24 protein-coding genes are annotated in these 22,612 nt (G+C 71.7%); 16 read left to right on the plus strand and 8 right to left on the minus strand.

Annotation, left to right across the window (positions count from 1 at the left end; genetic code table 11):
* Nucleotides 1–33: 33 nt before the first annotated feature.
* From K2F47_RS15685 to K2F47_RS15705, 5 genes are all read right to left on the minus strand, one after another.
* Nucleotides 34–966: an ABC transporter ATP-binding protein gene (locus tag K2F47_RS15685; RefSeq protein WP_242903737.1), complete on the minus strand. Its 933-nt coding sequence runs from the start codon at nt 964–966 to the stop codon at nt 34–36.
* A 152-nt stretch (nt 967–1,118) separates the two neighbouring features.
* On the minus strand, nt 1,119–1,583 hold the full coding sequence (locus K2F47_RS15690; protein ID WP_242903739.1) for a hypothetical protein: 465 nt from the start codon (nt 1,581–1,583) through the stop codon (nt 1,119–1,121).
* Nucleotides 1,584–1,777: 194 nt separating this feature from the next.
* Entirely contained in the window at nt 1,778–2,107 is a 330-nt protein-coding gene (locus K2F47_RS15695) for a hypothetical protein (RefSeq protein ID WP_242903740.1), read from the minus strand.
* A 109-nt stretch (nt 2,108–2,216) separates the two neighbouring features.
* Nucleotides 2,217–2,888, minus strand: coding sequence for a response regulator (locus K2F47_RS15700; RefSeq protein WP_242903742.1), 672 nt, complete (start codon nt 2,886–2,888; stop codon nt 2,217–2,219).
* The gene (locus tag K2F47_RS15705; protein WP_242903743.1) at nt 2,885–4,822 is read right to left on the minus strand and encodes a sensor histidine kinase; all 1,938 of its coding nucleotides are present in this window, start codon (nt 4,820–4,822) and stop codon (nt 2,885–2,887) included. The genes K2F47_RS15700 and K2F47_RS15705 overlap by 4 nt, the downstream gene beginning before the upstream one ends.
* 436 nt (nt 4,823–5,258) lie before the next feature.
* Between K2F47_RS15705 and K2F47_RS41725 the strand changes: the two genes are divergently transcribed.
* Complete coding sequence (locus K2F47_RS41725; RefSeq protein ID WP_372490870.1) at nt 5,259–5,456, plus strand: BTAD domain-containing putative transcriptional regulator; 198 nt, start codon at nt 5,259–5,261, stop codon at nt 5,454–5,456.
* A 104-nt stretch (nt 5,457–5,560) separates the two neighbouring features.
* On the plus strand, nt 5,561–6,055 hold the full coding sequence (locus K2F47_RS15710; RefSeq protein WP_272496914.1) for an RNA polymerase sigma factor: 495 nt from the start codon (nt 5,561–5,563) through the stop codon (nt 6,053–6,055).
* Between the two features lie 179 nt (nt 6,056–6,234).
* On the opposite strand, the gene K2F47_RS15715 is transcribed toward K2F47_RS15710, so the two are convergent.
* Nucleotides 6,235–6,684, minus strand: a complete 450-nt coding sequence (locus tag K2F47_RS15715; RefSeq protein ID WP_242903746.1) for a hypothetical protein — start codon at nt 6,682–6,684, stop codon at nt 6,235–6,237.
* 208 nt (nt 6,685–6,892) lie between these two features.
* Nucleotides 6,893–8,869, minus strand: a complete 1,977-nt coding sequence (locus tag K2F47_RS15720; RefSeq protein ID WP_242903747.1) for a sensor histidine kinase — start codon at nt 8,867–8,869, stop codon at nt 6,893–6,895.
* A gap of 120 nt (nt 8,870–8,989) precedes the next feature.
* Between K2F47_RS15720 and K2F47_RS15725 the strand changes: the two genes are divergently transcribed.
* The 14 genes from K2F47_RS15725 (at nt 8,990) to K2F47_RS15790 (ending at nt 21,672) form a co-directional block, all read left to right on the plus strand.
* On the plus strand, nt 8,990–10,006 hold the full coding sequence (locus K2F47_RS15725) for a DUF2207 domain-containing protein (RefSeq protein ID WP_242903749.1): 1,017 nt from the start codon (nt 8,990–8,992) through the stop codon (nt 10,004–10,006).
* 97 nt (nt 10,007–10,103) lie between these two features.
* Nucleotides 10,104–11,282, plus strand: coding sequence for a glycosyltransferase family 4 protein (locus K2F47_RS15730; protein WP_242903751.1), 1,179 nt, complete (start codon nt 10,104–10,106; stop codon nt 11,280–11,282).
* A gap of 435 nt (nt 11,283–11,717) precedes the next feature.
* On the plus strand, nt 11,718–12,137 hold the full coding sequence (locus K2F47_RS15735; RefSeq protein ID WP_242903752.1) for a Cg1360 family ATP-synthase-associated protein: 420 nt from the start codon (nt 11,718–11,720) through the stop codon (nt 12,135–12,137).
* 108 nt (nt 12,138–12,245) lie between these two features.
* On the plus strand, nt 12,246–12,470 hold the full coding sequence (locus K2F47_RS15740; RefSeq protein ID WP_242903754.1) for an AtpZ/AtpI family protein: 225 nt from the start codon (nt 12,246–12,248) through the stop codon (nt 12,468–12,470).
* A 61-nt stretch (nt 12,471–12,531) separates the two neighbouring features.
* The gene (atpB, locus tag K2F47_RS15745; protein ID WP_242903756.1) at nt 12,532–13,326 is read left to right on the plus strand and encodes a F0F1 ATP synthase subunit A; all 795 of its coding nucleotides are present in this window, start codon (nt 12,532–12,534) and stop codon (nt 13,324–13,326) included.
* Nucleotides 13,327–13,426: 100 nt separating this feature from the next.
* The gene (gene atpE / locus K2F47_RS15750) at nt 13,427–13,660 is read left to right on the plus strand and encodes an ATP synthase F0 subunit C (protein WP_242903758.1); all 234 of its coding nucleotides are present in this window, start codon (nt 13,427–13,429) and stop codon (nt 13,658–13,660) included.
* 34 nt (nt 13,661–13,694) lie between these two features.
* Nucleotides 13,695–14,252 (plus strand): F0F1 ATP synthase subunit B, encoded by a 558-nt coding sequence (locus K2F47_RS15755; protein WP_242903759.1) that lies wholly within the window; start codon nt 13,695–13,697, stop codon nt 14,250–14,252.
* On the plus strand, nt 14,249–15,076 hold the full coding sequence (locus K2F47_RS15760; protein ID WP_242903761.1) for a F0F1 ATP synthase subunit delta: 828 nt from the start codon (nt 14,249–14,251) through the stop codon (nt 15,074–15,076). Before K2F47_RS15755 ends, K2F47_RS15760 begins: the two co-directional genes overlap by 4 nt.
* A 40-nt stretch (nt 15,077–15,116) precedes the next feature.
* On the plus strand, nt 15,117–16,754 hold the full coding sequence (gene atpA, locus K2F47_RS15765; protein ID WP_242903763.1) for a F0F1 ATP synthase subunit alpha: 1,638 nt from the start codon (nt 15,117–15,119) through the stop codon (nt 16,752–16,754).
* A 6-nt stretch (nt 16,755–16,760) separates the two neighbouring features.
* Nucleotides 16,761–17,657 carry a F0F1 ATP synthase subunit gamma gene (locus tag K2F47_RS15770; RefSeq protein ID WP_242903764.1) on the plus strand — a complete coding sequence of 299 codons (897 nt, stop codon included), beginning with the start codon at nt 16,761–16,763 and terminating at the stop codon, nt 17,655–17,657.
* Nucleotides 17,658–17,659: 2 nt separating this feature from the next.
* Nucleotides 17,660–19,090, plus strand: a complete 1,431-nt coding sequence (atpD, locus tag K2F47_RS15775; protein ID WP_242903766.1) for a F0F1 ATP synthase subunit beta — start codon at nt 17,660–17,662, stop codon at nt 19,088–19,090.
* Nucleotides 19,091–19,166: 76 nt separating this feature from the next.
* The gene (locus tag K2F47_RS15780) at nt 19,167–19,547 is read left to right on the plus strand and encodes a F0F1 ATP synthase subunit epsilon (protein WP_242903768.1); all 381 of its coding nucleotides are present in this window, start codon (nt 19,167–19,169) and stop codon (nt 19,545–19,547) included.
* Nucleotides 19,548–19,570: 23 nt separating this feature from the next.
* Nucleotides 19,571–20,038 (plus strand): DUF2550 domain-containing protein, encoded by a 468-nt coding sequence (locus tag K2F47_RS15785; RefSeq protein ID WP_242903770.1) that lies wholly within the window; start codon nt 19,571–19,573, stop codon nt 20,036–20,038.
* Nucleotides 20,039–20,163: 125 nt separating this feature from the next.
* Nucleotides 20,164–21,672 (plus strand): M28 family peptidase, encoded by a 1,509-nt coding sequence (locus K2F47_RS15790; RefSeq protein WP_242903772.1) that lies wholly within the window; start codon nt 20,164–20,166, stop codon nt 21,670–21,672.
* On the opposite strand, the gene K2F47_RS15795 is transcribed toward K2F47_RS15790, so the two are convergent.
* Complete coding sequence (locus tag K2F47_RS15795) at nt 21,662–22,597, minus strand: LysR family transcriptional regulator (RefSeq protein WP_242903774.1); 936 nt, start codon at nt 22,595–22,597, stop codon at nt 21,662–21,664. The genes K2F47_RS15790 and K2F47_RS15795 overlap by 11 nt on opposite strands.
* Nucleotides 22,598–22,612 lie beyond the last annotated feature (15 nt).

A 22,612-nucleotide genomic window follows, 5' to 3' on the forward strand; every position in this document is an offset into this window, starting at 1 on the left:
GACCCTCCGTCTCCCGATGCCCCCGCGCCGCCGTCATGCGGCACCCCCTTGAGGGACGGCCCCCGCCGAGGAGCGGTACTCGACCGCCTCGCGGGTCCGCTCCATGAACGCCTCCTCCAGCGAGCCGTGGTCCGTGCGCAGCTCGCTCAGGACGAAGCCGTGTTCCAGCGCGATCTCACCGATCCGCGTGGAGGACACGCCCGCGATGTTCAGCGTTCCGTCCGGGGCGCCGCGCACATCCAGACCGAGCCTCCTGAGCAGGCCCTCGAACCGCCCGGCCTCCAGGGCGCGGACGACCACGCTGGGACGCACCGCCTCCTCGATGAACTCCCGTACGCCGCCTTGGGCGATGAGCCTCCCCTCGCCGATGACCACGAGCTCGTCGGCGGTGAGCGTCATCTCCGCCAGCAGATGGCTGGAGACGAGCACCGTGCGTCCCTCGGCCGCGCTCTCCCGCAGGAACCGCCGCACCCAGTGGATCCCCTCCGGATCGAGCCCGTTCATCGGTTCGTCCAGCAGGAGCACGTGCGGCCGGCCGAGCAGGGCGGTGGCGATCCCGAGGCGCTGCCGCATGCCGAGCGAGAAGTCGCCCACCCGCTTGCGGGCCACCGGCGCGAGGCCGACGGCTTCGAGGACCTCGTCGGCGCGTTCCGGCGGTGTGCGGGTGAGGCTCGCCATCCAGCGCAGATGCGTTCGCGCCGTGAAGGTGGGGCGTACCCACCCCGCGTCGAGCAGCGTGCCGACGACCGAGGAGGGATGGGGGAGCTCGTCATATCGCGCCCCTTCGATGAGCACCCGCCCCGCGTCCGGCCGGTCCAACCCGACGATCATGCGCATTGTGGTGGACTTGCCCGCCCCGTTCGGCCCGAGGAAGCCGGTCACCGTCCCGGGTCGCACGGTGAACGAGAGGCGGTCGACGACCGTCCGCCGCCCGTAGCGCTTGGTCAGGCCATCTACGACGATCAACGCTGTCTCCGTCCGTCCGTGCCGTCGTGCGTTTCTGTGGCCAACAACCTCATGCCCCCGATATCGCTTGTCTTTTCCGTCGGCCGGACGGCTGGGAGCCGAATGCCTTGATCTCGGCTCCCAGCCGCCCATTGGCTCACTTGCTCATCGGCTCATTCGGCCATCGGCGCTAGTGGCGCAGGAAGTTGTAGAGCTCCCATTTGAGGGTTTCCCAGCCGGCCGCCTTGAGCGCCCACCGCAAGAGCCGCGGCAGCTTGTCGAACCACTTCTGGAATGCCTTCCAGCCCTGCTTGGCCGCCTTGATGGCGCCCTTGAGCTTGCCCGCCTTCTTGAGGATGTTGATAAGGACGCTCAGCTTGCCCTTTGCTGGCGGCCTCCTGCTGGAGCTGCTGGATCTCCTGGGAGGAGAAGCCGACCTGCTGGAGGGCCGCGATTTCGGCCGCGCTGAACGACCCGGCGCCGGTCTGCGGAGCCGCGGCGGCGGGCGCCGCGGCGGCGGGCGCGGCGGTTCTGCCCGCCTCCACCGTGGCGGCCGTGGCGGGGCCCGCGACACCGAGCCCCAGCACGGCCGCCATGGCGACGCCCGCGGTGCGCGCGGCGATACGCTGTTTACCCATAGGAGACTTCCTCCTCGATCTGGCGGAGCCGGTCCGCCGCGGGCCGCTCTGGCCCGTGGAGACAGAGCAGCAGCCCGGCGTCTCCGTCATGCCTCCCGGAAGTCGCCTCGGCGACTCGCCGTTGTCTCCTCGCGAGAATGATCGGGGATTTCCCGCAGGTCAGCGGCGAACCAAGAAAACTGCGAGGAACGCGGTCAGAAGAGTTCGTCCCTGGCGTGGGTGATGGCCACCATGAACAGGGCCCCGACGGCCACGGTGATCAGCGTTTCGTACGCGCGCCGGCGAACGGCCCGCACGATCACCACCGCGCCGACGACCGCACCGAGTATCCCGAGCACGAGAGCCGCCCAGCCCCAGACGCCGTCCTCGCTGACGGCCCGGGCTCCTCTCGCCGCGAGGAAGAGAATGGCCGGCGGAAGCCACTCGGCGTCGAATTCGTGCTCCGGTTCCGCGTCCTCCCGGTCCTGATCATTATGGTGTTCCCTTTCCTCGCCGGTCCCCGACATCGTTTCCCCCTGCGCCATGAGTCAAGGGAACCGTGGGGAGTGCCGCCCGCGCTTCCTGCGGGAGAACGGAGCGCGCTCGATCGTCCGGCAGGGAGCGGGTCAACCCTGGGATGGAGGCCGGAGGCGGTCAGGACCGCTGGCCCCCGGGCCGGACGAGCCCGGTGTCGTAGGCGAAGATCGTGGCCTGGACCCGGTCGCGCAGGTCGAGTTTTCCGAGGATCGCGTTGACATGGGTCTTGACCGTGGCGGTACCGATGTCGAGCGCCGCGCCGACCTCGGTGTTGCTGAGCCCCCGGGCCACGTGGACCAGGACGTCCCGCTCGCGGCGGGTGAGGAGTTCCAGCCGCTCGTCCGCGGCCGCCGGTGGGAGGACCTCCCCGGTGGCGAACGCGTCGATGAGGCGGCGCGTCACGGTGGGGGCGAGCAGCGCCTCCCCTCCGGCGACGGTCCGGATGGCGTCGACGAGCTCCTGCGGGTGGCAGTCCTTGAGCAGGAACCCGGACGCTCCGGCGCGCAGCGCGCCGTAGACGTACTCGTCGCGGTGGAAGGTGGTGAGCACCAGCACCCGCGCGGGGGAGCGGCGGGCGGCCAGTTCCGCGGACGCCGTCAGGCCGTCCATGCCGCTCATGCGGATGTCCATCAGCACGACGTCGGGCCGTGCCTCGGGCACCATGCGCAGGGCCTCGGCGCCGTCCCCGGCCTGGCCGACGACCGTCATGTCCGGCTCGCCGTCGACGATCGCGGTGAAGCCCGCGCGGACGATGACCTGGTCGTCCACCACCAGGACCCGGATGCTCACGCCTTCTCCTCCAACGACTCCAGCAGCCCGCGCATGTCGGTGAGCGCGGCCCGCGCCTGCCCTGCGACCACGTCGAGGGCCGCCCGCGCCTCGCCGTCGCCGCCCGCGAGGCCCGCCTCGGCGGCCCGCGTCAACCGTGCCGTGCGCTCCAGGACGGTACCGCTCAACCCCGCCGCGACGCGGGTCCGCTCGGCGTGGACGGCCTCGCCCGTGCGCGCGGACGCGGCGTCCAGGGCCGTGCTCTCCCACCGGCGGCTCCGCCTCGCGACCGCCGCGCCCCAGGCCCACACGGCGGCCATGAAGGGGACGGTGACCAGGCAGGCGGCGGCGAGGCCGAACAGGAGCGGGAGGGGCGCCGCGCCGTCCGCGGCGACCTCCGGGTCGACGGCCAGTGCGGTGCCGAGGCCGAGGCCCCAGGGGAGGGTGGCGAGGGGTGCCGCGTGCCAGGTCCGCCGGACGTCCCGCCCGTAGCAGGCCACCGAGTAGACCATGACCAGCTGCGCCGGGCAGCCGAGCAGGAACAGCGCGAGCGGATCCACGTGCTCCAGCGCGCTCGTGACGGCCAGGACCGCGTCCACGGCGGTGAGCACCCCCAGCGCGGCGTACGGGGCGCGGCGCCGCCACCACAGCGGGACGCCGCGGACGGCGAGCGCCGCCGCCACCAGCACGAGGCCCGCGCCCGACCATCCCGAGGCGAGCGGTTCCGGGGGGACGAGGCCGAGGGCGGGCAGGGCCGCGCAGAAGGCGATCGTCACCGCGTCCAGGATCTCCGGCCAGCCCGCGCCGTGTTCGGACGGCGTCGTCGTCGGCAGGCGGGCGGTCACCGCCCAGCCGCCCGCCGGTGTCGGCCCGGCGTCCAGCGCGCCGCCGATCCGGGACGCCCGCTCCCGCATGCCGGGGATGCCGCGTCCGGTGCCGAACGCCGGGACGGCGTGGGAGTACGCGGGCAGGTCGTTCTCGACGGCCATCTCCACCGCTCCGGCGAGATAGCGGACTCTCACCCGGACCGGGCCGCCGGAGCCGTACCGCATGACGTTCGTGAGGGACTCCTGGACGATCCGGTACGCGGCCGTGGTCACCTCGGCGGGCAGCTTCCGCGCCCGCCCCTCCACGGCCAGGGACACGGGGACGCCGAGCCGGTGCAGCCCCTGGCACAGCGGCGGGAGCAGCTCCCTCAGCCCGCCGCCCTCGGCCTGCGGGCTCACGACGTCCACGAGCCGGCTCAGCGACGCCAGCACCTCGCGTCCCGTCTCGGCGGCGACCGCGAGGGCCCCTCGGACCAGTTCCGGGTCGCCGCCGCGGGCGGCGGCACCGCTGTGGACGACGACGGCGCTGAGGTGGTGCCCCGCGACGTCGTGCAGGTCGCGGGCCAGCCGTTCGCGTTCGGCGGCGGCGGCCTGCCGGTGCTCCCGGCTGATCCCGGCGAGCCGGCGGCGCCGGACGGCCTCGCGCTGCCGCCGCAGCTGGCCGAACGTGATGATGGCCAGGTAGTAGACGGCGTCCAGGACCTCGGTGGTCACCAGGTCGCCCGCCCCCCGGCTCTGGGGCAGGTAGGCGGCGAACGCGACGGTGAAGGCCAGCAGGCAGCCGGCGACCGCCTGCCGCCCGGGTCGCGCCACCGCCAGCGAGTAGAGCGCGACGCCGTCGGCCATCCCGCCCGCCGGAGCGTCGGTGCCCCCTGCCGCCACGATGCCGTATGCGCTGAGCAGCACCGCCGTCACCAGGACCGGCCACGGGGCGATCCGCCGCCATAACAGCGTTATGGCCGCTAGGACGCCCGCGCCGGTGACGGCGGTCCAGCGGGCCCGCCCGAACGGTTCACCGGTGCCCTCGGTGAGGAGCCAGGTGGCGGCGAGCTGGGCGCACACGAGCAGGAGCGGCACGCCCCAGTCGGCGGCGCGCGGCCAACGCCCGACGTTCCCGTCCGCCCGCACAGGGATGACCTTACGTGAGTTCGGGTCGCGCGGCCGGTCCGCCGAAATTCCGGACGTGGAACATGGCCCGCATCGGCCGGACCTCGGCGCCGTTGCATGCCCGCGCGGCCGGAACCGGGCGCTGAACAGCGGAACTCGCCGACTCGCCGGAGCAGCGTGAGCGCGCGTCAAGGCGTCCAATGTGCATGGACGATGAAGGAACCGACGGACGCGGCGGGGGGCGCCGCCGTCCGGCTGGAACTCCTCCCGTCCTTCCGCTGCCAGGCGGGAGGACGGGAGGTCAGGCTGTCGGAGCGGCTCTGCTCGCTGGTCGTGACGGTGGCGCTGGAACAGTCCTGGACCGCCCGGCGTTCGGTCCAGGCCGAAATATGGCCCGACGCGGAACCCGGCGTCGCGGCGAAACGGTTGCGGCAGGCGCTGTGGCACGGTCGACGCGCTGGCGCTCGCCGGAGCGGCGGCGGGGGTCGACGCCTTCGGCGAGGTGCCGCACCGCATCATGGCCTCCGCCTATCTCGGACGCGGGGACCACGCCAGCGCGTGGCGTGTGTACGCGCGTTATCAGCGGCTTCTCAAGCGCGAACTCGGGCTGGAGCCGAGCACGGAATTCCGTGCTCTGGTGGAGGCCCTCAAATAGGGGGCCACGTTTCGCCGGGATTCGGACTACTATGAAAATGACCAACCGTCAAGTTCCGAGTCACCTCCCGATTGATCGGAGCGCACGCACCGCTGGGACCCCCTTTGAACATTCCCCATGGCCGCGATCTCGTCGCCCTCTACGAGCAACATCAGATCATGCTCGTCCGAATGGCCGCCCGGTTCGTCGGGGACGAGGCCACCGCCGAGGACATCGTGCAGGACGTCTTCCTGCGCATGCACAAGAACGCGCCGAGGCTGCACCGGGAGGGCAGCCTTCTCGCCTACGCGCGCGCGGCGGTGCGGAACCGCTGCCGAATGGTGCTGCGGCGGCGCCGCGTGGCGTGGCGGCACAGTGAGCCGCACCCGCCGCCCGCCCTGTCGGCGGAGGCGGCGGTCATGGCCCGGGAGGACCGGCGGGAGGTGGTCGCGGCACTGGCGCGGCTGCCGCGCCGGCAGCGCGAGGCGCTGGTCCTGCGGTACTACTTCGACCTCACCGACGACGAGGCGTCGAAGGTCATGGGCATCCGGCTGGGGTCGGTCCGCTCCACGCGGGCGAGGGCGCTCGCCGCGCTGACCCGCGAGTTGAAGGCGCGCTGACCGGCCCCGTCCGGCCGTTCGCCCTTCGGCGGGCGGCCCCGACGAAAACAATTCATTGGGCCCGGCCATCACGGCGGCCGAAATTCGTATGGCGACAAAATTTCGGGATGCGGACATGGAGAGGGCCCCGCCGGGGTGCGGCGGGGCCCCTGTGACTCAATGCGGGGTGTGGCGCGGGATCAGAAGAGCTTCTTGCCCTTGCCGTAGTAGTACTTTCCGGTCTTCTTGTTACGGCCGCACTCCTGGACGTACAGGTGGCTGCCGTAGGAGGAGCTGGCCGCGATCGAGACGGTGGCCCGGCCGTCGTAGTTGTACTGCGTGCCGTTCTGGCTCACGCCGACGATCTTGTGGCGGGACCAGTAGCTCCGGCTGCCCTCGGTGAACAGGAAGCGGACGCAGGCCGTCCAGCCGTTCTTCTTGTCGTCGGCCAGGTAGCCCTTCACGTAGGTGTTGCCACCGGAGCGGCTGTAGGTGCCCCACGCGCGGATGCTGCCGTAGGAGTTGTACGGCACCCACTTGTGGGCGGCGGCCGCCTTGGTGGTGACGGTCGCGTTGGCGGGGGTGCTGACGACGGCCATGCCGGTCATCAGGGTTCCGGCAGCCAGCGCCACGGCTGCGATTCGCCGCATTGGTCCCTCCATATTCTGATTTCTCGGGTTTAGCGCGGAAACCTAGCAGCACCAGCAAGATCATTTTTATCGGGAGCTTAGGCCGGGGCGGGTTGGCCGAAACCGGCGATCCGGCGAACCGCTACGCCCTGGGGGCCGTCCAACGGTCCTGGAGGGGGTCCGCGCGGGCGGCGCCGGGGCCCGCGCTATGACGAGAATCACATGGATGTCATTCGCGTTCGAGCGCGTCGAGCAGGGCCCGCATGTCCAGCAGCGCGGCGCGCGCCAGCTCGGTAACGGCGTCCAGCGCGGCGCGTGCGTCCTCGCCGGTGCCCGACAGCCCCGCCTCGGCCGAGCGCACCAGCCGCGCGGTGTGGTCGAGGACGGTGGCGCGCAGCCCGAGCGCCACCCGGTTCCGCTCCGCCTGGACGGCCTCGCCCTCGCGCGCCGCCATCGTCTCGCGTGCCGTCGCCTCCCAACGGTGGCCCCGTCCGGTGACGGCCCGGCCCCACGCCCAGAACGGCAGCAGCACCAGCAGGCCGAAACCCCAGCCCGTCCCGAGCCCGAACGGGATGACGCCGGACGTCTGCTCCGTCTCGGGGTCGGTGACGATCAGCGTCGTGAACACCACCGCCCACGGGACGGCGCCCACGAACGGCGCGGGCCAGGTCGGGCCGCGCCGGGCGTGCCCCGCGACCGCGTAGACCGCGACCATCTCGGCGGGGGCGCCGATCACCAGCAGCGCGAGGAGCTGCTGGGAGTGCGGCCCCACGGTGAGCGCGGCGGCGATGTCCAGGGCGGCGAGCGCGCCGAGCGCCAGGTAGGGGGCGCGGCGGCGCCACCACAGCGGGACGCCGCGCAGCAGCAGCAGGACGATGACCAGCGCCGCCAGGCCGGGCGAGGCGTCGCCGAGGAGCGGATCGGGCGGGGTGAAGGCCAGCAGCGGCGGCGCGGTCGCGCAGGCGGCGGCGACCGTCGCGTCCAGTACCTCCGGCCAGCCCAGGCGGTGCCGCGCGTTCCCGGCCGAGGTCGGCAGCGAGGCGCGCACCGTCCAGCCGCCGCCGGACGGGCCCGCGTCGAGGGTGCCGCCGAGCGACCGGGCGCGCTCGCCCATGCCGGTGATGCCGCGCCCGGTGCCGAGCGCCGGGACGGTCGCGTCCTCGCCCGGCGCCTCGTTCGCGACCGTCAGCTCGACCGCCCCCGGGACGTGCCGGACCTCGACCGTCACCGGCGCGCCCGGCGCGTACCGCATCGCGTTGGTAAGGGACTCCTGGACGATCCGGTAAGCGGCCGTGTCCACCTCGGGACGCAGCCGCCGCACACGTCCCTCGACCGCCAGCGAGACCGGCACGCCGAGCCGGGTCAGGCCCTGGCAGAGCTGGGGAAGGCTGGCGTCGAGGCCGCCCTCGGGGACGTCCGGGCCCATCACGTCCACCAGCCGGGTCAGCGCCCGCAGGACGTCGCGCCCGGTGTCGGCGGCGGCCGACAGCGCCTCCCGCGCCATCTCGGCATCGCCGCCCCGGGCGACGGCGCCGCTGTGCACGACGACCGCGCTGAGGTGGTGGCCCGCGACGTCGTGCAGGTCGCGGGCGAGGCGTTCGCGCTCGGTCCCGGCGGCGGCGCGGTGGGCGCGCTCCGCCTCGGCGAGCTGCTCGGCGAGGGCCTGCCGCCGCCGCTTGTACTCCCGCCTGAGCTGCCCCAGAGCGGTGATCACCACGGCGGCCAGGACGCTCAGCACGGCGTTGAGCGCGAAGTCCGCCGGGCCGTGCAGCAGGGGCGCGGTCGAGGCGACCGCGACCCCGCCCATGAGCGCCCCGCCGACCATCGCCGGACCCCGGCCCCGGTGGACCGCGAGCGAGTAGAGGGCGACGCCGTCCGCCAGGCCGCTGACCAGGCTGTCGGTGGTGCCCATCGCGAGGACGGCGACGGCCGAGCAGGCGATGGCCGCCGCGAGCACCGGCTCGGGCGCCGTCCGCCGCCAGATCAGCGCGACGCACCCGGCGACGACGCAGGCGATCGCGACCATCCAGCGGCCCTGGGCCAGCCGCAGGTCGTTCAGCTCCGCGAGCCCCCAGTTCCCGACGAGCTGGAAGACCGCCAGCGCCGCGGGCACGGCGAAGTCGGCCACGCCCGGCCACGGCGTCGCCCCCCTCGGCACCCCCGGCGGCCGCGTGGCCTCCACCTCCGGCTTCCCCCGTTTCCCCACGCGAACGACCCTACGGGTGATTTGCTCCGCGCTGACGTCCCGCGCGAGGACGGGGCGTGAAGGCCGAGCGGCCGGGTAGTCGTCCCGTTACGCAGACCCCTCGACCCATTCGGTGAAACTATGCCTGACGTGCGTGGTTGTGTCCGTGGGACGGCGGTCGCGGCGGGGGTCCTGCTGATGCTCGCCCTCCTCGGCCTGCCCGCCCGCGCCGCCCCGCCCGGCGATCCGGAGCCCGTCGCGCAGGAGAGCATCCCCACCTACGACGTCCGCCTGACGCTGCGCACCGACGGCATCCTCCAGGTCAGGGAGACGATCACCTACGACTTCGCGCGCGACGGCGAGCACGGGATCGTGCGGCGCGTCCCGTTCCGGCACGCGGACAGGCTCTACGACGTCCGCGACGTCCGGGCCAGCTCCTCGACCGGCGCCCCCGCCCGGGCGCGGACGATCAAGCTGCTGCACGACGTCCAGATCAGCGTCGGCGACCAGCACCGCGAGGTGCGCGGGCGGCAGGCGTACGTGGTCGAGTACGACATGGCGTGGGTGCTCACCCCCTACCCCGACCACGACGAACTGGTGTGGGACGCGATCGGGGACGACTGGGACGTCCCGATCGGGAACGCGGCGGTGCGGGTGGAGGCGCCGGTGCCGCTGCGGCACGTGACCTGCCGGGCGGGCGCCCCCGGCCTGACCACCCGGTGCATGCGCGACCGCGACGGCCCCTACGCGGTGGACTTCACCCAGAGCGGGCTGCGCCCGCACGAGGGGATGACGGTCCGGGTCCGGCTGCCCAAGAAGGCGATCGCGGTGCCGCCGCCCCGGTACGCGCCCCCGCACTGGACGGGCACCTGGGCCGGGACGGGGGTGCTCGCGCTGGCCGTCGGCGCGATGGCGCTGGCGGCGCGGCGTCCGGTGCCCTACCGGCGGGCCGGGCGCGCGCTCGTCGCGACCGGCGCGCTGCTGGTCGTGGCGGACGTCGGCGACGACGTGGCCGAGCACGGCCCGTGGGCGTTCTCGCTCGGCGACCGCTGCCTGGCCGGGCTCGCCCTCATGATCGTCGGGACGGCGGTGGCGCGGGCCCACCGGCACCGGATGATCCAACATGCGGCGGGCACGCTCGGGGAGGACTACAGTTGATCGGTCGCCGGGCGAACCGATCGCCCCGCGCGATCGTCTACCAAGTGTCAAGCGGGCGTGTGGACCGGGCCAACACGGCGGAGGGGGGCGCAGGGGAGTGCGGGAGTACCTGCTCACCATCCTCGTCGCCGCCCTCGTCGCCTACCTGCTGACCCCGACCGTCCGGCGGTTCGCGGTGTGGTTCGGCGCGCAGGCCGTGCCCCGCGACCGCGACGTGCACGTCATCCCCACCCCGCGGCTCGGCGGCCTCGCGATGTTCGGCGGGATGGTGGCCGCGCTGATCGTCGCCTCGGGCCTGCCGGAGATGCGCAAGTACCTCGGCGACGGCGAGGTGGACGTCGGCCGGGCGCTGCTGATGTCGGGCGGCCTGATCGTGCTGATCGGGATGGCCGACGACCGCTGGGAGGTCGACGCCCTCACCAAGTTCGCGGGCCAGGTCGCCGCCGGCGGCATCTTCATCATGCAGGGCATCCAGATCTACGCGCTGCCGCTGCCCACCGGCGAGGCGCTGACGCTGGCGCCCGCCTACGGGGTGCCGCTCACGGTCTTCATCGTGGTCGCGACGATCAACGCGGTGAACTTCATCGACGGCCTGGACGGCCTGGCCGCGGGCGTCGTCGGGATCGCCGCGCTGGCCCTGTTCACCTACGCCTACCTGCTGTCCAAGAGCCACGGGATGACGACGCTGAGCGGCGCGACGCTCACCGCCGCGATCCTGTTCGGGATGTGCGCGGGCTTCCTGCCGCACAACTTCAGCCCCGCCAAGATCTTCATGGGCGACACCGGCTCGATGCTGATCGGGCTGCTGCTCAGCGCGTCCACGATCATGCTGACCGGACGGTTCGACCCGGCCGTCCTCGCGGGCGGGCTGTTCCCCTTCTACGTGCCGCTGCTGCTGGTCCCGGCGGTCGCCGCCGTTCCGTTCACCGACATGCTGCTCGCGGTGTGGCGGCGCACCAACCAGGGCAGGTCGCCGTTCTCGCCCGACAAGCAGCACCTGCACCACCGGCTGCTGGAACTCGGGCACTCCACCCGCCGCGCCGTCCTGATCATGTACTTCTGGGTGGGCCTGCTCGGCTCCGGGCTGATCGCGCTCGCGGTGGTCAAGCAGACGCTGGTCACGCTGCTGGCCACGCTGGCGGTCGCGCTCGGCGGGATGCTGCTGATGCTCGCCACCCCGGGGCGGCGCCGCCGCCGGAAGAACGGCGCCGCCGACCGGGGAGCGCCGGCCGGGGACGGCGACCGGTCGGCGGACCGTCCCTCGATGCCGGTTTAGTCCCGTCCTTTTATCCCGGTCTGGTGGGCCTAGTCCGATCCATCTAGTCCGATCGCGCCGGTCGGCCCGGGGATGCCTCCGGACTTGGTGGGAAATGTCCGGAGAGTGACTGTTCGCCGAACATTGTCCAACCGAGTGTGAGACCCGCCGAGCGGGGTAGATGGTCGGGAAATCCCCTCGTGGTGACGCAAACCACCCCCGGTTCGTCACGCGGTGTGTTCGCTCCCGGTCCTCCGCACCGGCGGAGGCGTTCGGGGCGTCCGCCGGAATCTCCCTCCTGACCTGGGTTAAGGTCCGTGGTGCGAGCGCGGCCGCCCGGCGGGCCCGGCGGTGGGTCCATCGCGTTACCTCTAGGGTAATTGTGGACATTCCGGACGCTTGTGATACCTTTCACGAACAAGAGACGGACACTGACCGTGACCAGCCGGAGCCCTCATGCAACCTTCCGACGCCCGGATTCTCCGCGGCGCCGCGATCCCGACCGCGGTAGTCGGGGTGGGCGCCATTCTGATCGGCCTGCTGGCCGCCGGCGCCAAGGGCGCTCTGGCGGCGGCGTTCGCCGCGGTCGTGGTGACCGCCTTCTTCTCGGCCAGCGCCCTCGTGGTGGCCTGGGCTTCCAAGATCTCCTCGCAGACCATGATGCTGGCCGCGCTCGCGAGCTACGTGGTGAAGATCCTCGTGGTGATGGTGCTGGTCACGACCATGGACCGGGTCTCGATCTGGAACACCACCGTCTTCGGCTGGACGGTCGTCGGGCTCGCCCTGACCTGGATCGCCGCCGAGTTCCGCGTCGCCATGCAGCGGGGGAGGCCCTACATTGACGAGCCCGAGAACGTGCTCGACCGGAGTCCGTGATGAACCGTGCGCGGACCGCACCGGCTCCAGCCCCGGCCCCGCGGCCGGACCCGTCGGACTACTCCAATATGACCACCGCCGGGATGGCCTGCTATCGTCCGGAGCGCGATGAGCGAGCAGAAACGTCGGCCGGAGGACGGCCAACGGGAATTCGCCGACGCCGCCTGGTCCGCGCCCAGCTACCTTCTCTCCGGGATGGCTATTTGGGGCGGTCTCGGCTGGTTGCTGTCCAAGTGGACGGGACTGATCTGGTTCACCCCGATCGGCCTGGTCATCGGCGTCGTGCTCGCCATCTACCTGATCTACGTGAAGTACGGCCGCCATCCCCTCTGAGCGGCCTCGCCGCCGAGGAAGCCTACGTGATCCATCACCACATTGATGAAGGGAACGCCGCGTGAACGCGCTGACGGTCCTCGCCTCCGGAGGGGAGGAGTTCGAAGCCCCGGGCCCCGAGCTCTTCGACTTCCCGCCGTTGTTCTCCGGCGGCCCGGAGTGGCTCACCAAGCCCCTTGTCTTCTCGGTCGTCGGCGCGCTCGTCGTCTGCGTCTTCTGCTGGAGCGCGTTCGCGAAGCCGAAGCTGGTGCCCCGGGGCGTCCAGAACATCGGCGAGTACGGCTACGTCTTCGTCCGCGACCAGATCGGACGCCCGTTCCTGGGCAAGGACACCGAGCGGTGGATGCCCCTGCTCATGTCCCTGTTCTTCCTGATCTGGACCTGGAACATCTTCTCGGTCGTCCCGATCATCCAGTTCCCGATCGCCTCGCACATCGCGTTCCCGGTCGTGCTCGCGGTCAGCGTGTACTTCCTCAAGGTGTACCTCGGCATCAAGAACCAGGGCCCCGTGAAGTACTTCACGAACCTGATCCCCAAGGGCCTGCCCAAGCCGATCTACGTCCTGCTGGTGCCGATCGAGTACCTCTCGACCTTCATCCTGGCGCCGTTCACGCACGCGGTGCGGCTCTTCGCCAACATGTTCGCCGGACACATGATCCTGGCGTTCTTCAGCCTCGTCGGCTTCTGGTTCATCTTCGAGAAGCCCACGGCCCTCGGGTTCGGGGTCGGCGTCATCGGCGTGGTCATGACCTGTGTGATGACCGCGTTCGAGATGTTCATCCAGTTCCTGCAAGCGTTCCTGTTCACGATGCTCGCCGCCATGTACATCCAGAGCGGCCTGCACGCGGACCACTAGGACCACGGGACGCGGAGCCCAGGGGCGCGCGGCCCGAACGACCAGCTCGACAAGCCAGACCGGCGGACACTCCGCCGGCCGACAGAAAAGGAAAGAACCCATGACGGGAGTCCTCGCCGCCGTCGAAGGCAACGTCACCGCGATCGGGTATGGCCTCGCCGCCATCGGCCCCGGTATCGGCGTCGGCATCATCTTCGGCCAGGGCGTGAACGCGATGGCCCGCCAGCCCGAGCTCATCGGCACGATCCGCACCAACATGATGCTGGGCTTCGTCCTCACCGAGGCGCTCGCCCTGATCGGCCTGGTCGCGCCGTTCCTCTTCAAGAGCGTCTGATCACGGGTCCTGAACCCGAGGAAGGGCTGAAGACATGATCACAGCGGCTTCCGTTCTCGCGGCGGAGGAGAACAACCCCCTCGTCCCGCACCCGTACGAGCTCGTCGTCGGGATCTTCTCGTTCCTCGTCGTCCTGGTCGTCGTCGGCAAAATCCTCACCCCGCGCATCCAGAAGACCCTTCAGGAGCGCACCGAGGCGATCGAGGGCGGGCTGCTGCGGGCCGAGAAGGCCCAGGAGGAGGCGCGCCAGACGCTGGAGAGCTACCAGGCTCAGCAGCGTGACGGCCAGCTCGAGGCCTCCCGGCTGCGCAAGAAGGCCGAGGAGCAGGGCGCTCAGATCATCGCGGAGATGAAGGAGCAGGCCCAGGCCGAGGCGCGCCGGATCATCGACGCCGCCAAGGCGCAGATCGAGGCGGAGCGCCAGCAGGCGCTCCAGTCGCTGCGGGCCGAGATCGGCGCGATGTCGGTCGACCTGGCCGGTCGCGTGGTGGGCGAGTCCCTGGAGGACAGCGCCCGCCAGAGCCGGGTGGTCGACCGGTTCCTCGAAGAGCTTGAGGAGCGCGCGCGCACGCAGGAGCAGATCACATCATGACCATCACGGGAGCGGTGAGCAGGGCGTCGCTGGCCGAGGCCAGGGAGCAGTTCGAGTCGGTCGTTGACTCGGGCGGTCCCGACCTGGCCCAGCTCGGCGGCGACCTGTTCGCGGTGCTGCACCTGATCGACCGCGAGCACGGTCTGCGGCGGGCGGTCTCCGACCCGGCGCGCGACGGCGCCGACAAGGCGCAGCTCGTGCGGATCCTGCTGGAGGGCAAGGTGTCGCCGGCCGCTCTCGGGCTGGTCGCCGACATCGTCCGGCTGCGCTGGTCGAAGCCGTCGGAGCTGTCGGACGCGGTGGAGACCCTCGCGGTCACCGCCGAGGCCGCGCGCGCCGAGGCCGAGGGGCGCATCGACGACCTGGAGGACGAGCTGTTCCGGTTCTCCCGGGTCATCGAGAGCGAGATCGCGCTGCGCGGCGCGCTCGCCGCGCCCGGCCTGCCGGACGAGCGCAAGCTGGGCCTGGTGCAGGCGCTGCTGGAGGGCAAGGTCACGCCGTCCGCGCTGGCGCTGATCACCGAGCTGGTGCTGCGCCCGCGAGGACGTAGCCTGGAAGGCGGGCTGGCCGAATACGGCAAGACCGTCGCCCAGCGCCGACAGCGGCTGGTGGCGCTCGTCCGTACCCCGGTCGAGCTGTCGGAGGAGCAGCGCGCCCGGCTGGCCGCGGTGCTCGCCGCCGCCTACGGCCACGACGTACACCTGAACATCGAGCTCGACCCCACGGCGATCGGCGGCCTGTCGATCGAGATCGGGGACGAGATCATCGACGGCACGATCGCCGGACGGCTGGACGATGTCCGCCGGCGGCTCGGCACCGGCTGACGCCGGGCCGGGCTGACCCCAAGGGAGCAAGAGAGGAATCATGGCGGAGCTGACGATCCGTCCGGACGAGATCCGGAACGCGCTGGAGCGCTTCGTCCAGTCGTACGAGCCTGAGGCCGCCGCGCGCGAAGAGGTCGGCACCGTTGTCGATTCCGGCGACGGTATCGCCCACGTCGAGGGGCTGCCCTCCGCGATGGCGAACGAGCTCCTCGAGTTCGAGGACGGTACGCGTGGCCTGGCTCTGAACCTGGACGTCCGTGAGATCGGCGCCGTTGTCCTGGGTGACTTCAGCAAGATCGAGGAGGGCCAGAAGGTCCGCCGGACCGGCGAGGTCCTCTCGGTCCCGGTCGGCGACGGCTTCCTCGGCCGAGTCGTGGACTCGCTGGGCAACCCGCTGGACGGCAAGGGCCCGATCGAGAGCACCGAGCGCCGCGCGCTCGAACTACAGGCGCCCACCGTCGTGCAGCGCCAGTCGGTCAGCGAGCCGTTGCAGACCGGCATCAAGGCGATCGACGCGATGACCCCGATCGGCCGCGGCCAGCGCCAGCTGATCATCGGTGACCGGCAGACGGGCAAGACGACCGTCGCCGTGGACACCATCATCAACCAGCGCGAGGCGTGGGAGTCGGGCGACGAGAGCAAGCAGGTCCGCTGCATCTACGTCGCGGTGGGCCAGAAGGGCTCGACGATCGCGAACGTCCGCCGCTCCCTGGAGGAGGCCGGCGCGCTGGAGTACACCACGATCGTGGCGGCCCCCGCGTCCGAGCCGGCGGGCTACAAGTACATCGCCCCCTACACCGGGTCGGCGATCGGCCAGCACTGGATGTACCAGGGCAAGCACGTCCTGATCGTCTTCGACGACCTGTCCAAGCAGGCCGAGGCCTACCGCGCGGTGTCGCTGCTGCTGCGCCGCCCGCCGGGCCGCGAGGCCTACCCGGGCGACGTGTTCTACCTGCACTCGCGTCTGCTGGAGCGCTGCGCGAAGCTGTCGGACGACCTCGGCGCCGGTTCGATGACGGGTCTGCCGATCATCGAGACCAAGGGCAACGACGTGTCGGCCTACATTCCGACGAACGTCATCTCGATCACCGACGGCCAGTGCTTCCTGGAGACCGACCTGTTCAACCAGGGCGTCCGGCCGGCGATCAACGTCGGTATCTCGGTGTCCCGGGTCGGCGGCTCGGCGCAGATCAAGGCGATGCGCAAGGTCGCCGGTACGCTGCGCCTCGCGCTGTCGCAGTTCCGCGACCTGGAGGCGTTCGCCGCGTTCGCCTCCGACCTGGACGCGGCGTCCCGCGCCCAGCTCGACCGCGGTGCCCGCCTCGTGGAGCTGCTCAAGCAGCCGCAGGGCAGTCCGTTCCCGGTCGAGCAGGAGGTCGTGTCGGTGTGGGCCGGCACGTCCGGCGCGCTGGACGACGTGCCCGTCGCCGACATCCGCCGCTTCGAGCGGGAGTTCCTCGACCACGTCGAGCGCGAGGAGGGCGGTCTGCTGACCTCCATCCGCGAGACGGGCCAGCTCTCCGACGACGGCCTCACCAGCCTCAAGAACGCCATCACGGAGTTCAAGAAGGGCTTCCAGACCAGCGAGGGCGACCTGCTGGGCGCGGAGGAGGCCGTCGAGGCGATCGACGACGAGGCCGTCCAGCAGGAGACGATCACCCGCGCCAAGAAGAGCTGATCGACGATGCCCGCTCAGCTACGCCAACTCCGGCAGCAGATCAAGACGGTCAAGTCGACCGCCAAGATCACGCGCGCCCAGGAGATGATCGCCACCTCGCGGATCGTCAAGGCCCAGCAGGCGGTGGCGGCCTCCAAGCCGTACGCCGACCAGATCACGCAGGCCCTGTCGGCGCTGGTGAGCCATCATGTCGGCGTCGACCATCCGCTGCTGCACGAGCAGCCGACCGACAACCGCAGCGCGGTCCTGATCGTCACCAGCGACCGCGGGTTCTGCGGCGCCTACAACGCCAACGTGATCCGCGAGGCGGAGGCGCTGATCACGTCCCTGCGGGAGGCGGGCCGCGAGCCCGTCCCCTACGTCGTCGGGAACAAGGGCATCACCTGGTACCGGTTCCGGGGCCGGGAGGTGGCCGAGACCTGGCACGGGTTCAGCGACCGGCCGACGTTCCCGCAGGCGGAGCGGATCGGGCAGCGGCTCACCGAGGACTTCCTGAAGACCGACGCCGAGGGCGGGGTCGGTGAGATCCACGTGGTCTACACCGAGTTCGTCTCGATGCTGACGCAGGCCGTCCAGGTCCGGCGGCTGATGCCGCTGGAGATCGAGGAGCGCGAGACCGATGGTGTCGCGCCGTCGTATGAGTTCGAGCCGTCCGCGCAGGCGGCGCTCGACCTGCTGCTGCCCAACTACGTCGAGAGCCGCATCTACCACATGCTGCTCCAGTCGGCGGCGTCCTTCCAGGCCTCGGTCCGGCGGGCGATGAAGTCGGCGACCGACAATGCCAACGAACTGCTCGGGGTCTACACGCGCCAGATGAACCAGGCGCGGCAGGCCGCGATCACCCAGGAAATCAGCGAGATCGTCGGTGGCGCTGACGCGCTCGCCGATTCTGGCGGGGAGTGAGAATGACAGCTCAGATCGAGGAGGCGACCGCGACCGGGCGCGTCGCCCGCGTCATCGGACCGGTCGTCGACGTGGAGTTCCCCGCCGACGCCATCCCGGAGATTTACAACGCCCTGCACGTCCAGGTGACGCTCGGCGGCGAGGAGAAGACCCTGACCTTCGAGGTCGCCCAGCACCTGGGCGACAACATGGTCCGGGCGATCTCGATGCAGCCGACCGACGGCCTGATCCGCGGCGCGGCGGTCACCGACACCGGCCGCTCGATCGCGGTGCCGGTCGGCGACATCACCAAGGGGCACGTGTGGAACGCCCTCGGTGAGGCGCTGGACGTCCCGACCGCGTCGCTGGAGGTCAACGAGCGCTGGGGCATCCACCGCGGCGCCCCGCCGTTCGACCAGCTGGAGTCCAAGACCGAGATGCTGGAGACCGGCATCAAGGTCATCGACCTGCTGGCCCCCTACGTCAAGGGCGGCAAGATCGGGCTGTTCGGCGGCGCGGGTGTGGGCAAGACCGTCCTCATCCAGGAGATGATCCGCCGCGTCGCCCGCAACTTCGGCGGTACCTCGGTGTTCGCCGGTGTCGGCGAGCGCACCCGTGAGGGCAACGACCTCTGGGTGGAGATGGACGAGGCGGACGTCCTCAAGGACACCGCGCTCGTGTTCGGCCAGATGGACGAGCCGCCGGGCACCCGCCTGCGGGTCGCCCTCGCCGGGCTGACGATGGCGGAGTACTTCCGCGACGTCCAGAACCAGGACGTGCTGCTGTTCATCGACAACATCTTCCGGTTCACCCAGGCGGGTTCGGAGGTGTCGACGCTGCTCGGCCGCATGCCGTCCGCGGTGGGCTACCAGCCGACGCTCGCGGACGAGATGGGCGTGCTCCAGGAGCGGATCACCTCGACGCGCGGCCACTCGATCACCTCCATGCAGGCGATCTACGTGCCCGCCGACGACATCACCGACCCGGCGCCGCACACCACGTTCGCCCACCTGGACGCGACGACGACGCTCGCGCGGAGCATCTCCGAGAAGGGCATCTTCCCGGCGGTCGACCCGCTCGACTCGACCTCGCGGATCATGGACCCGCAGATCCTCGGGACCGAGCACTACGAGGTCGCGCAGGAGGTCAAGCGGATCCTCCAGAAGTACAAGGAGCTCCAGGACATCATCGCGATCCTCGGTATCGACGAGCTGTCGGAGGAGGACAAGGTCACCGTCCAGCGGGCGCGGCGCATCGAGCGCTTCCTGTCGCACCCGATGTACGTGGCCGAGCAGTTCACCGGCCAGCCCGGCGTGACGGTCTCCAAGGACGAGACCGTCGCCTCCTTCAAGGCGCTCGCCGAGGGCAAGTACGACCACCTGCCCGAGCAGGCGTTCTTCATGTGCGGCGGCATCGAGGACGTCGAGAAGAAGGCCAAGGAGCTGGAGAAGTAGTCCGCTCCGGCGCGGCCGGGCCTTTTAGTAGGGGCCTGGCCGCGCCGGAACAGCTCCAGTATTCGGAGGAGAGACAGTGGCAACCCTGAAGGTCGGGCTGGTGTCGCCGGAGCGCGAGATCTGGTCCGGCGAGGCCAGGATGGTGGTCGCGCAGACCATCGAGGGCTCGCTCGGCATCCTGCCGGGCCACGCCCCGGTGCTGGGCGTTCTCCTCGACGGCAGCGTGGTCAAGATCGAGCCCGCCGACGGCGGCGAGCCGATCGTCGCGATGGTCGGCAGCGGCTTCTTCTCCGTCGCGGCGGACGAGGTGTCCGTGCTGGCCGAGCAGGCCGAGCTGAGCGACGAGGTCGACGTGTCGGAGGCGCGCCGGCAGCTTGAGGAAGCGGCCGGCGGCGACGACGCGACGGCGGAGCGGCGGGCCCGCGCGCGGCTGCGCGCCGCGGGCATCGAGGCGTAGTTCCGAGCGGACGGTAGGGGGACTTGGGCGGGCACCTGGCACTGGATGCGGGCGGGGTGCTCGCCGCCGTCGTCGTGGCGGCGGCGCTGGTGTTCGTCGCGATGACCGTCCGCCGGTGGCTGTTCGTCCGCGGCGGCGGGGCGGTCGAGTGCAGCCTGCGCGTCCTGCCCGCGGACGGCGCGCCCGGCGCGTGGCGGCTCGGCATCGGCCGCTACAAGGGCGACGTCCTGCACTGGCATCGGGTGTTCGGCTTCCGCCGCAGGCCCCGGCAGGTGATCCACCGCCGGGGCCTCGTCATAGCCAACCGGCGCAGCCCCGAGCCGGGCGAGGCCGAGGGCCTGCTGCCGGACGTGAGCGTGATCGAGGTGCGCGACGGCGACCTGACCGTCGAGCTGGCGATGGGCGCGTCGGCGCTGACGGGGTTCCTGGCGTGGCTGGAGGCGGCGCCGCCCGGCTTCCCCGTCGATCTCCACCCTCCCGACCAGCCCTGACCCAGGATTCCGCCACGGGCGGGTAATGCTTCGGTCTGCGCCGCTCGTGTCGGCGCGGGCGCGGGAGCGTGGGGGAGCAGGATCGCGAGGTCCGCTCTCCCTCTTCCCGTTTCGCAGGAGTGCACGTGCGCAAGCTCCTCATCGGCGTCGCCGGGTCGTCCGCCGCGCTGGCCCTGACGGCCGCCACGATGGCCGGTCCTCCGGCGGGCGCCGCGCCCGCGAAGCCGAACCTGGCGAAGCTGGTCGCGCTCAAGGACGTCCGGCGGCATCTGGCGGCGTTCCAGGAGATCGCCGACTACAACGGCGGCAACCGCGCGGCCGGGCGCCCGGGGTACGACGTGTCGGTGAAGTACGTGGCGGGACGGCTCAGGGCGGCGGGGCTGAAGCCGGTCGTCCAGAAGTTCACGTTCCCGTACTGGGGCGAGCGGTCGGGGGCGGCGCTCGCGCAGGCCGCGCCGCACAAGGCGTCCTACCGGCGCGGGCACGACTTCCTCACGATGCGGTACTCGGGCTCGGGCGATGTCACGGGAGCCGTGACGGCGGTGGACGTCCCGTCCTCGGGCGAGGGCACCAGCGGCTGCGAGACCGCCGACTACAAGGACTTCGCGCGGGGCGCGGTCGCGCTCGTCCAGCGTGGCGGATGCACGTTCGAGGCGAAGGCGGAGCGGGCGCGGGCGGCCGGGGCCGCCGCGCTGCTGGTCTTCAACACGACCGCGGAGAAGGGGCCGATCAACGGCACCGTCGAGCGGGCGCAGGCCCTCCCGGTGCTCGGCGTGACCCACAAGCTGGGCGCGGGCCTCGTCAAGGCGTCTAAAAGCGAACTCAGACTCCGGGTGAAGACCGACATCACGCAGGGCAGGAAGACCACGTCCAACGTCATCGCCGATACGCGGCAGGGGCGGCCCGGCAACGTCGTGCTGCTCGGCGCGCACCTGGACAGCGTCCGCGAGGGCCCGGGGATCAACGACAACGGGACCGGGTCGGCGGCGCTGCTGGCGATCGCCGAGAAGATCTCCGCGCTGGGCAAGGCCGGGCTGCGCAACCGGGTGCGTTTCGCCTGGTGGGGGGCCGAGGAGGAGGGGCTGCGCGGCTCCATCCACTACGTCCGGACGCTGAGCCCCGCCGCCCGCTCGGCGATCGCGCTGAACCTGAACTTCGACATGCTCGGCTCGGTGAACGGCGTCCGCGGCGTGTACGACGGTGACCACTCCGCGCGGTCCGGGGTCAAGGCGCCCGCCGGGTCGGGCGCGATCGAGAGGATGTTCCGGTGGCACTTCGCCGGGCTCGGCCTCCCGACCAAGCAGAGCCCGTTCAACGGGACCTCCGACTACGGCCCGTTCATCGAGCACGGCATCCCGACCGGCGGCATCGACACCGGTGCGAACGGGACGAAGACGGCCGCCGAGGCCAAGAAGTTCGGCGGCCGCGCCGGGAAGGTGTACGACCCCTGCTACCACGCCAAGTGCGACCGGCTGAAGAACGTCGACCTGAAGCTGCTGGACACCAACACCGACGCGATCGCCGCCGTCACCCAGCACCTGGCCGAGACCACCGTGGCCGTCAACGGGCACGCGCAGCGGCTGGAGTCGGCCGGCCCGGCGCCGCTCTACCGGGGCGGCCAGCTCATCCGCTGAACGCGGCGCGGTCGGGCGGCGGGAGCCACTCGGCGGACGGGTCGAACGGCCTGCTCCCCGCCGTGACGTGCTCGATGAGCGGCGCCAGCGCGGGATGCCGGTTCTGCGCGTGCCACATCAGCGACCACGGGAACACCGGTGTCGGCTCGACGATCGGGAGCCGCCGGATGTCCGGGTGCGGCGGCAGGGGGATGTCCTCCCCGACGATGCCGTAGCGGGTGTCGGACGTGGCGATCCGCTCCACGTAGTGCTCCAGCCCGAAGTTGGGGCCGGACGGGTCGGTGCCGATGCCGAGGTCCGCGCTGAGGAAGCGGTAGAACTCGACCCACTCGCTCTCCCGTGCGTTGCCGGGCATCCACGCCGTCGTGCCCGCGAGTTCGACCGCCCGGACGTGTTCGTGGTCCGCGAGCCGGTGGCCGCGTCCGACGAGGACGTGCAGGGGCTCCAGGTAGGCGGGGGCGTGGCGGATGCCCTCGTCCAGGCCGGTGGCGGCGCGTCCGAGGAAGGCGTCGAGCGCGCCCGCGAGCAGCGCGGGCGCGGCGGTGGCGAGCCCGTCCGAGGTGAGGATCTCGATCTCCACGTCCGGCCGCGCCTCGTGGAAGCCGCGGACCAGCCGGGTCGAGGCGAGGCGGGTGCCGAGCACGTCCACCCGCAGCGGGCGCGGGCCGCCGCGCGCCTGCTCCACCGCCTGGTCGGCGAGGACGAGCAGCGCGCGGGCCGGGACGAGGAACGCGCGCCCCTCCGCCGTCGGCGCGGCGCCGCCGCGCGTCCGTGCCAGCAGCGTCACGCCGAGGCCGGCCTCCAGCCGGGCGACGCGCTTGGACACCGCCTGCTGGCTGAGTCCGAGCCGGTCGGCGGCGGCGCTGAACGACCGGTCGCCGGCCACCGCGACGAACGCCCGCACCGCGCCGAGATCCAGATCCATCCAGCCTCCTCCTAC

Origin of the sequence: Actinomadura terrae (assembly GCF_022751215.1) — a bacterium.
GTDB lineage: Bacteria > Actinomycetota > Actinomycetes > Streptosporangiales > Streptosporangiaceae > Spirillospora > Spirillospora terrae.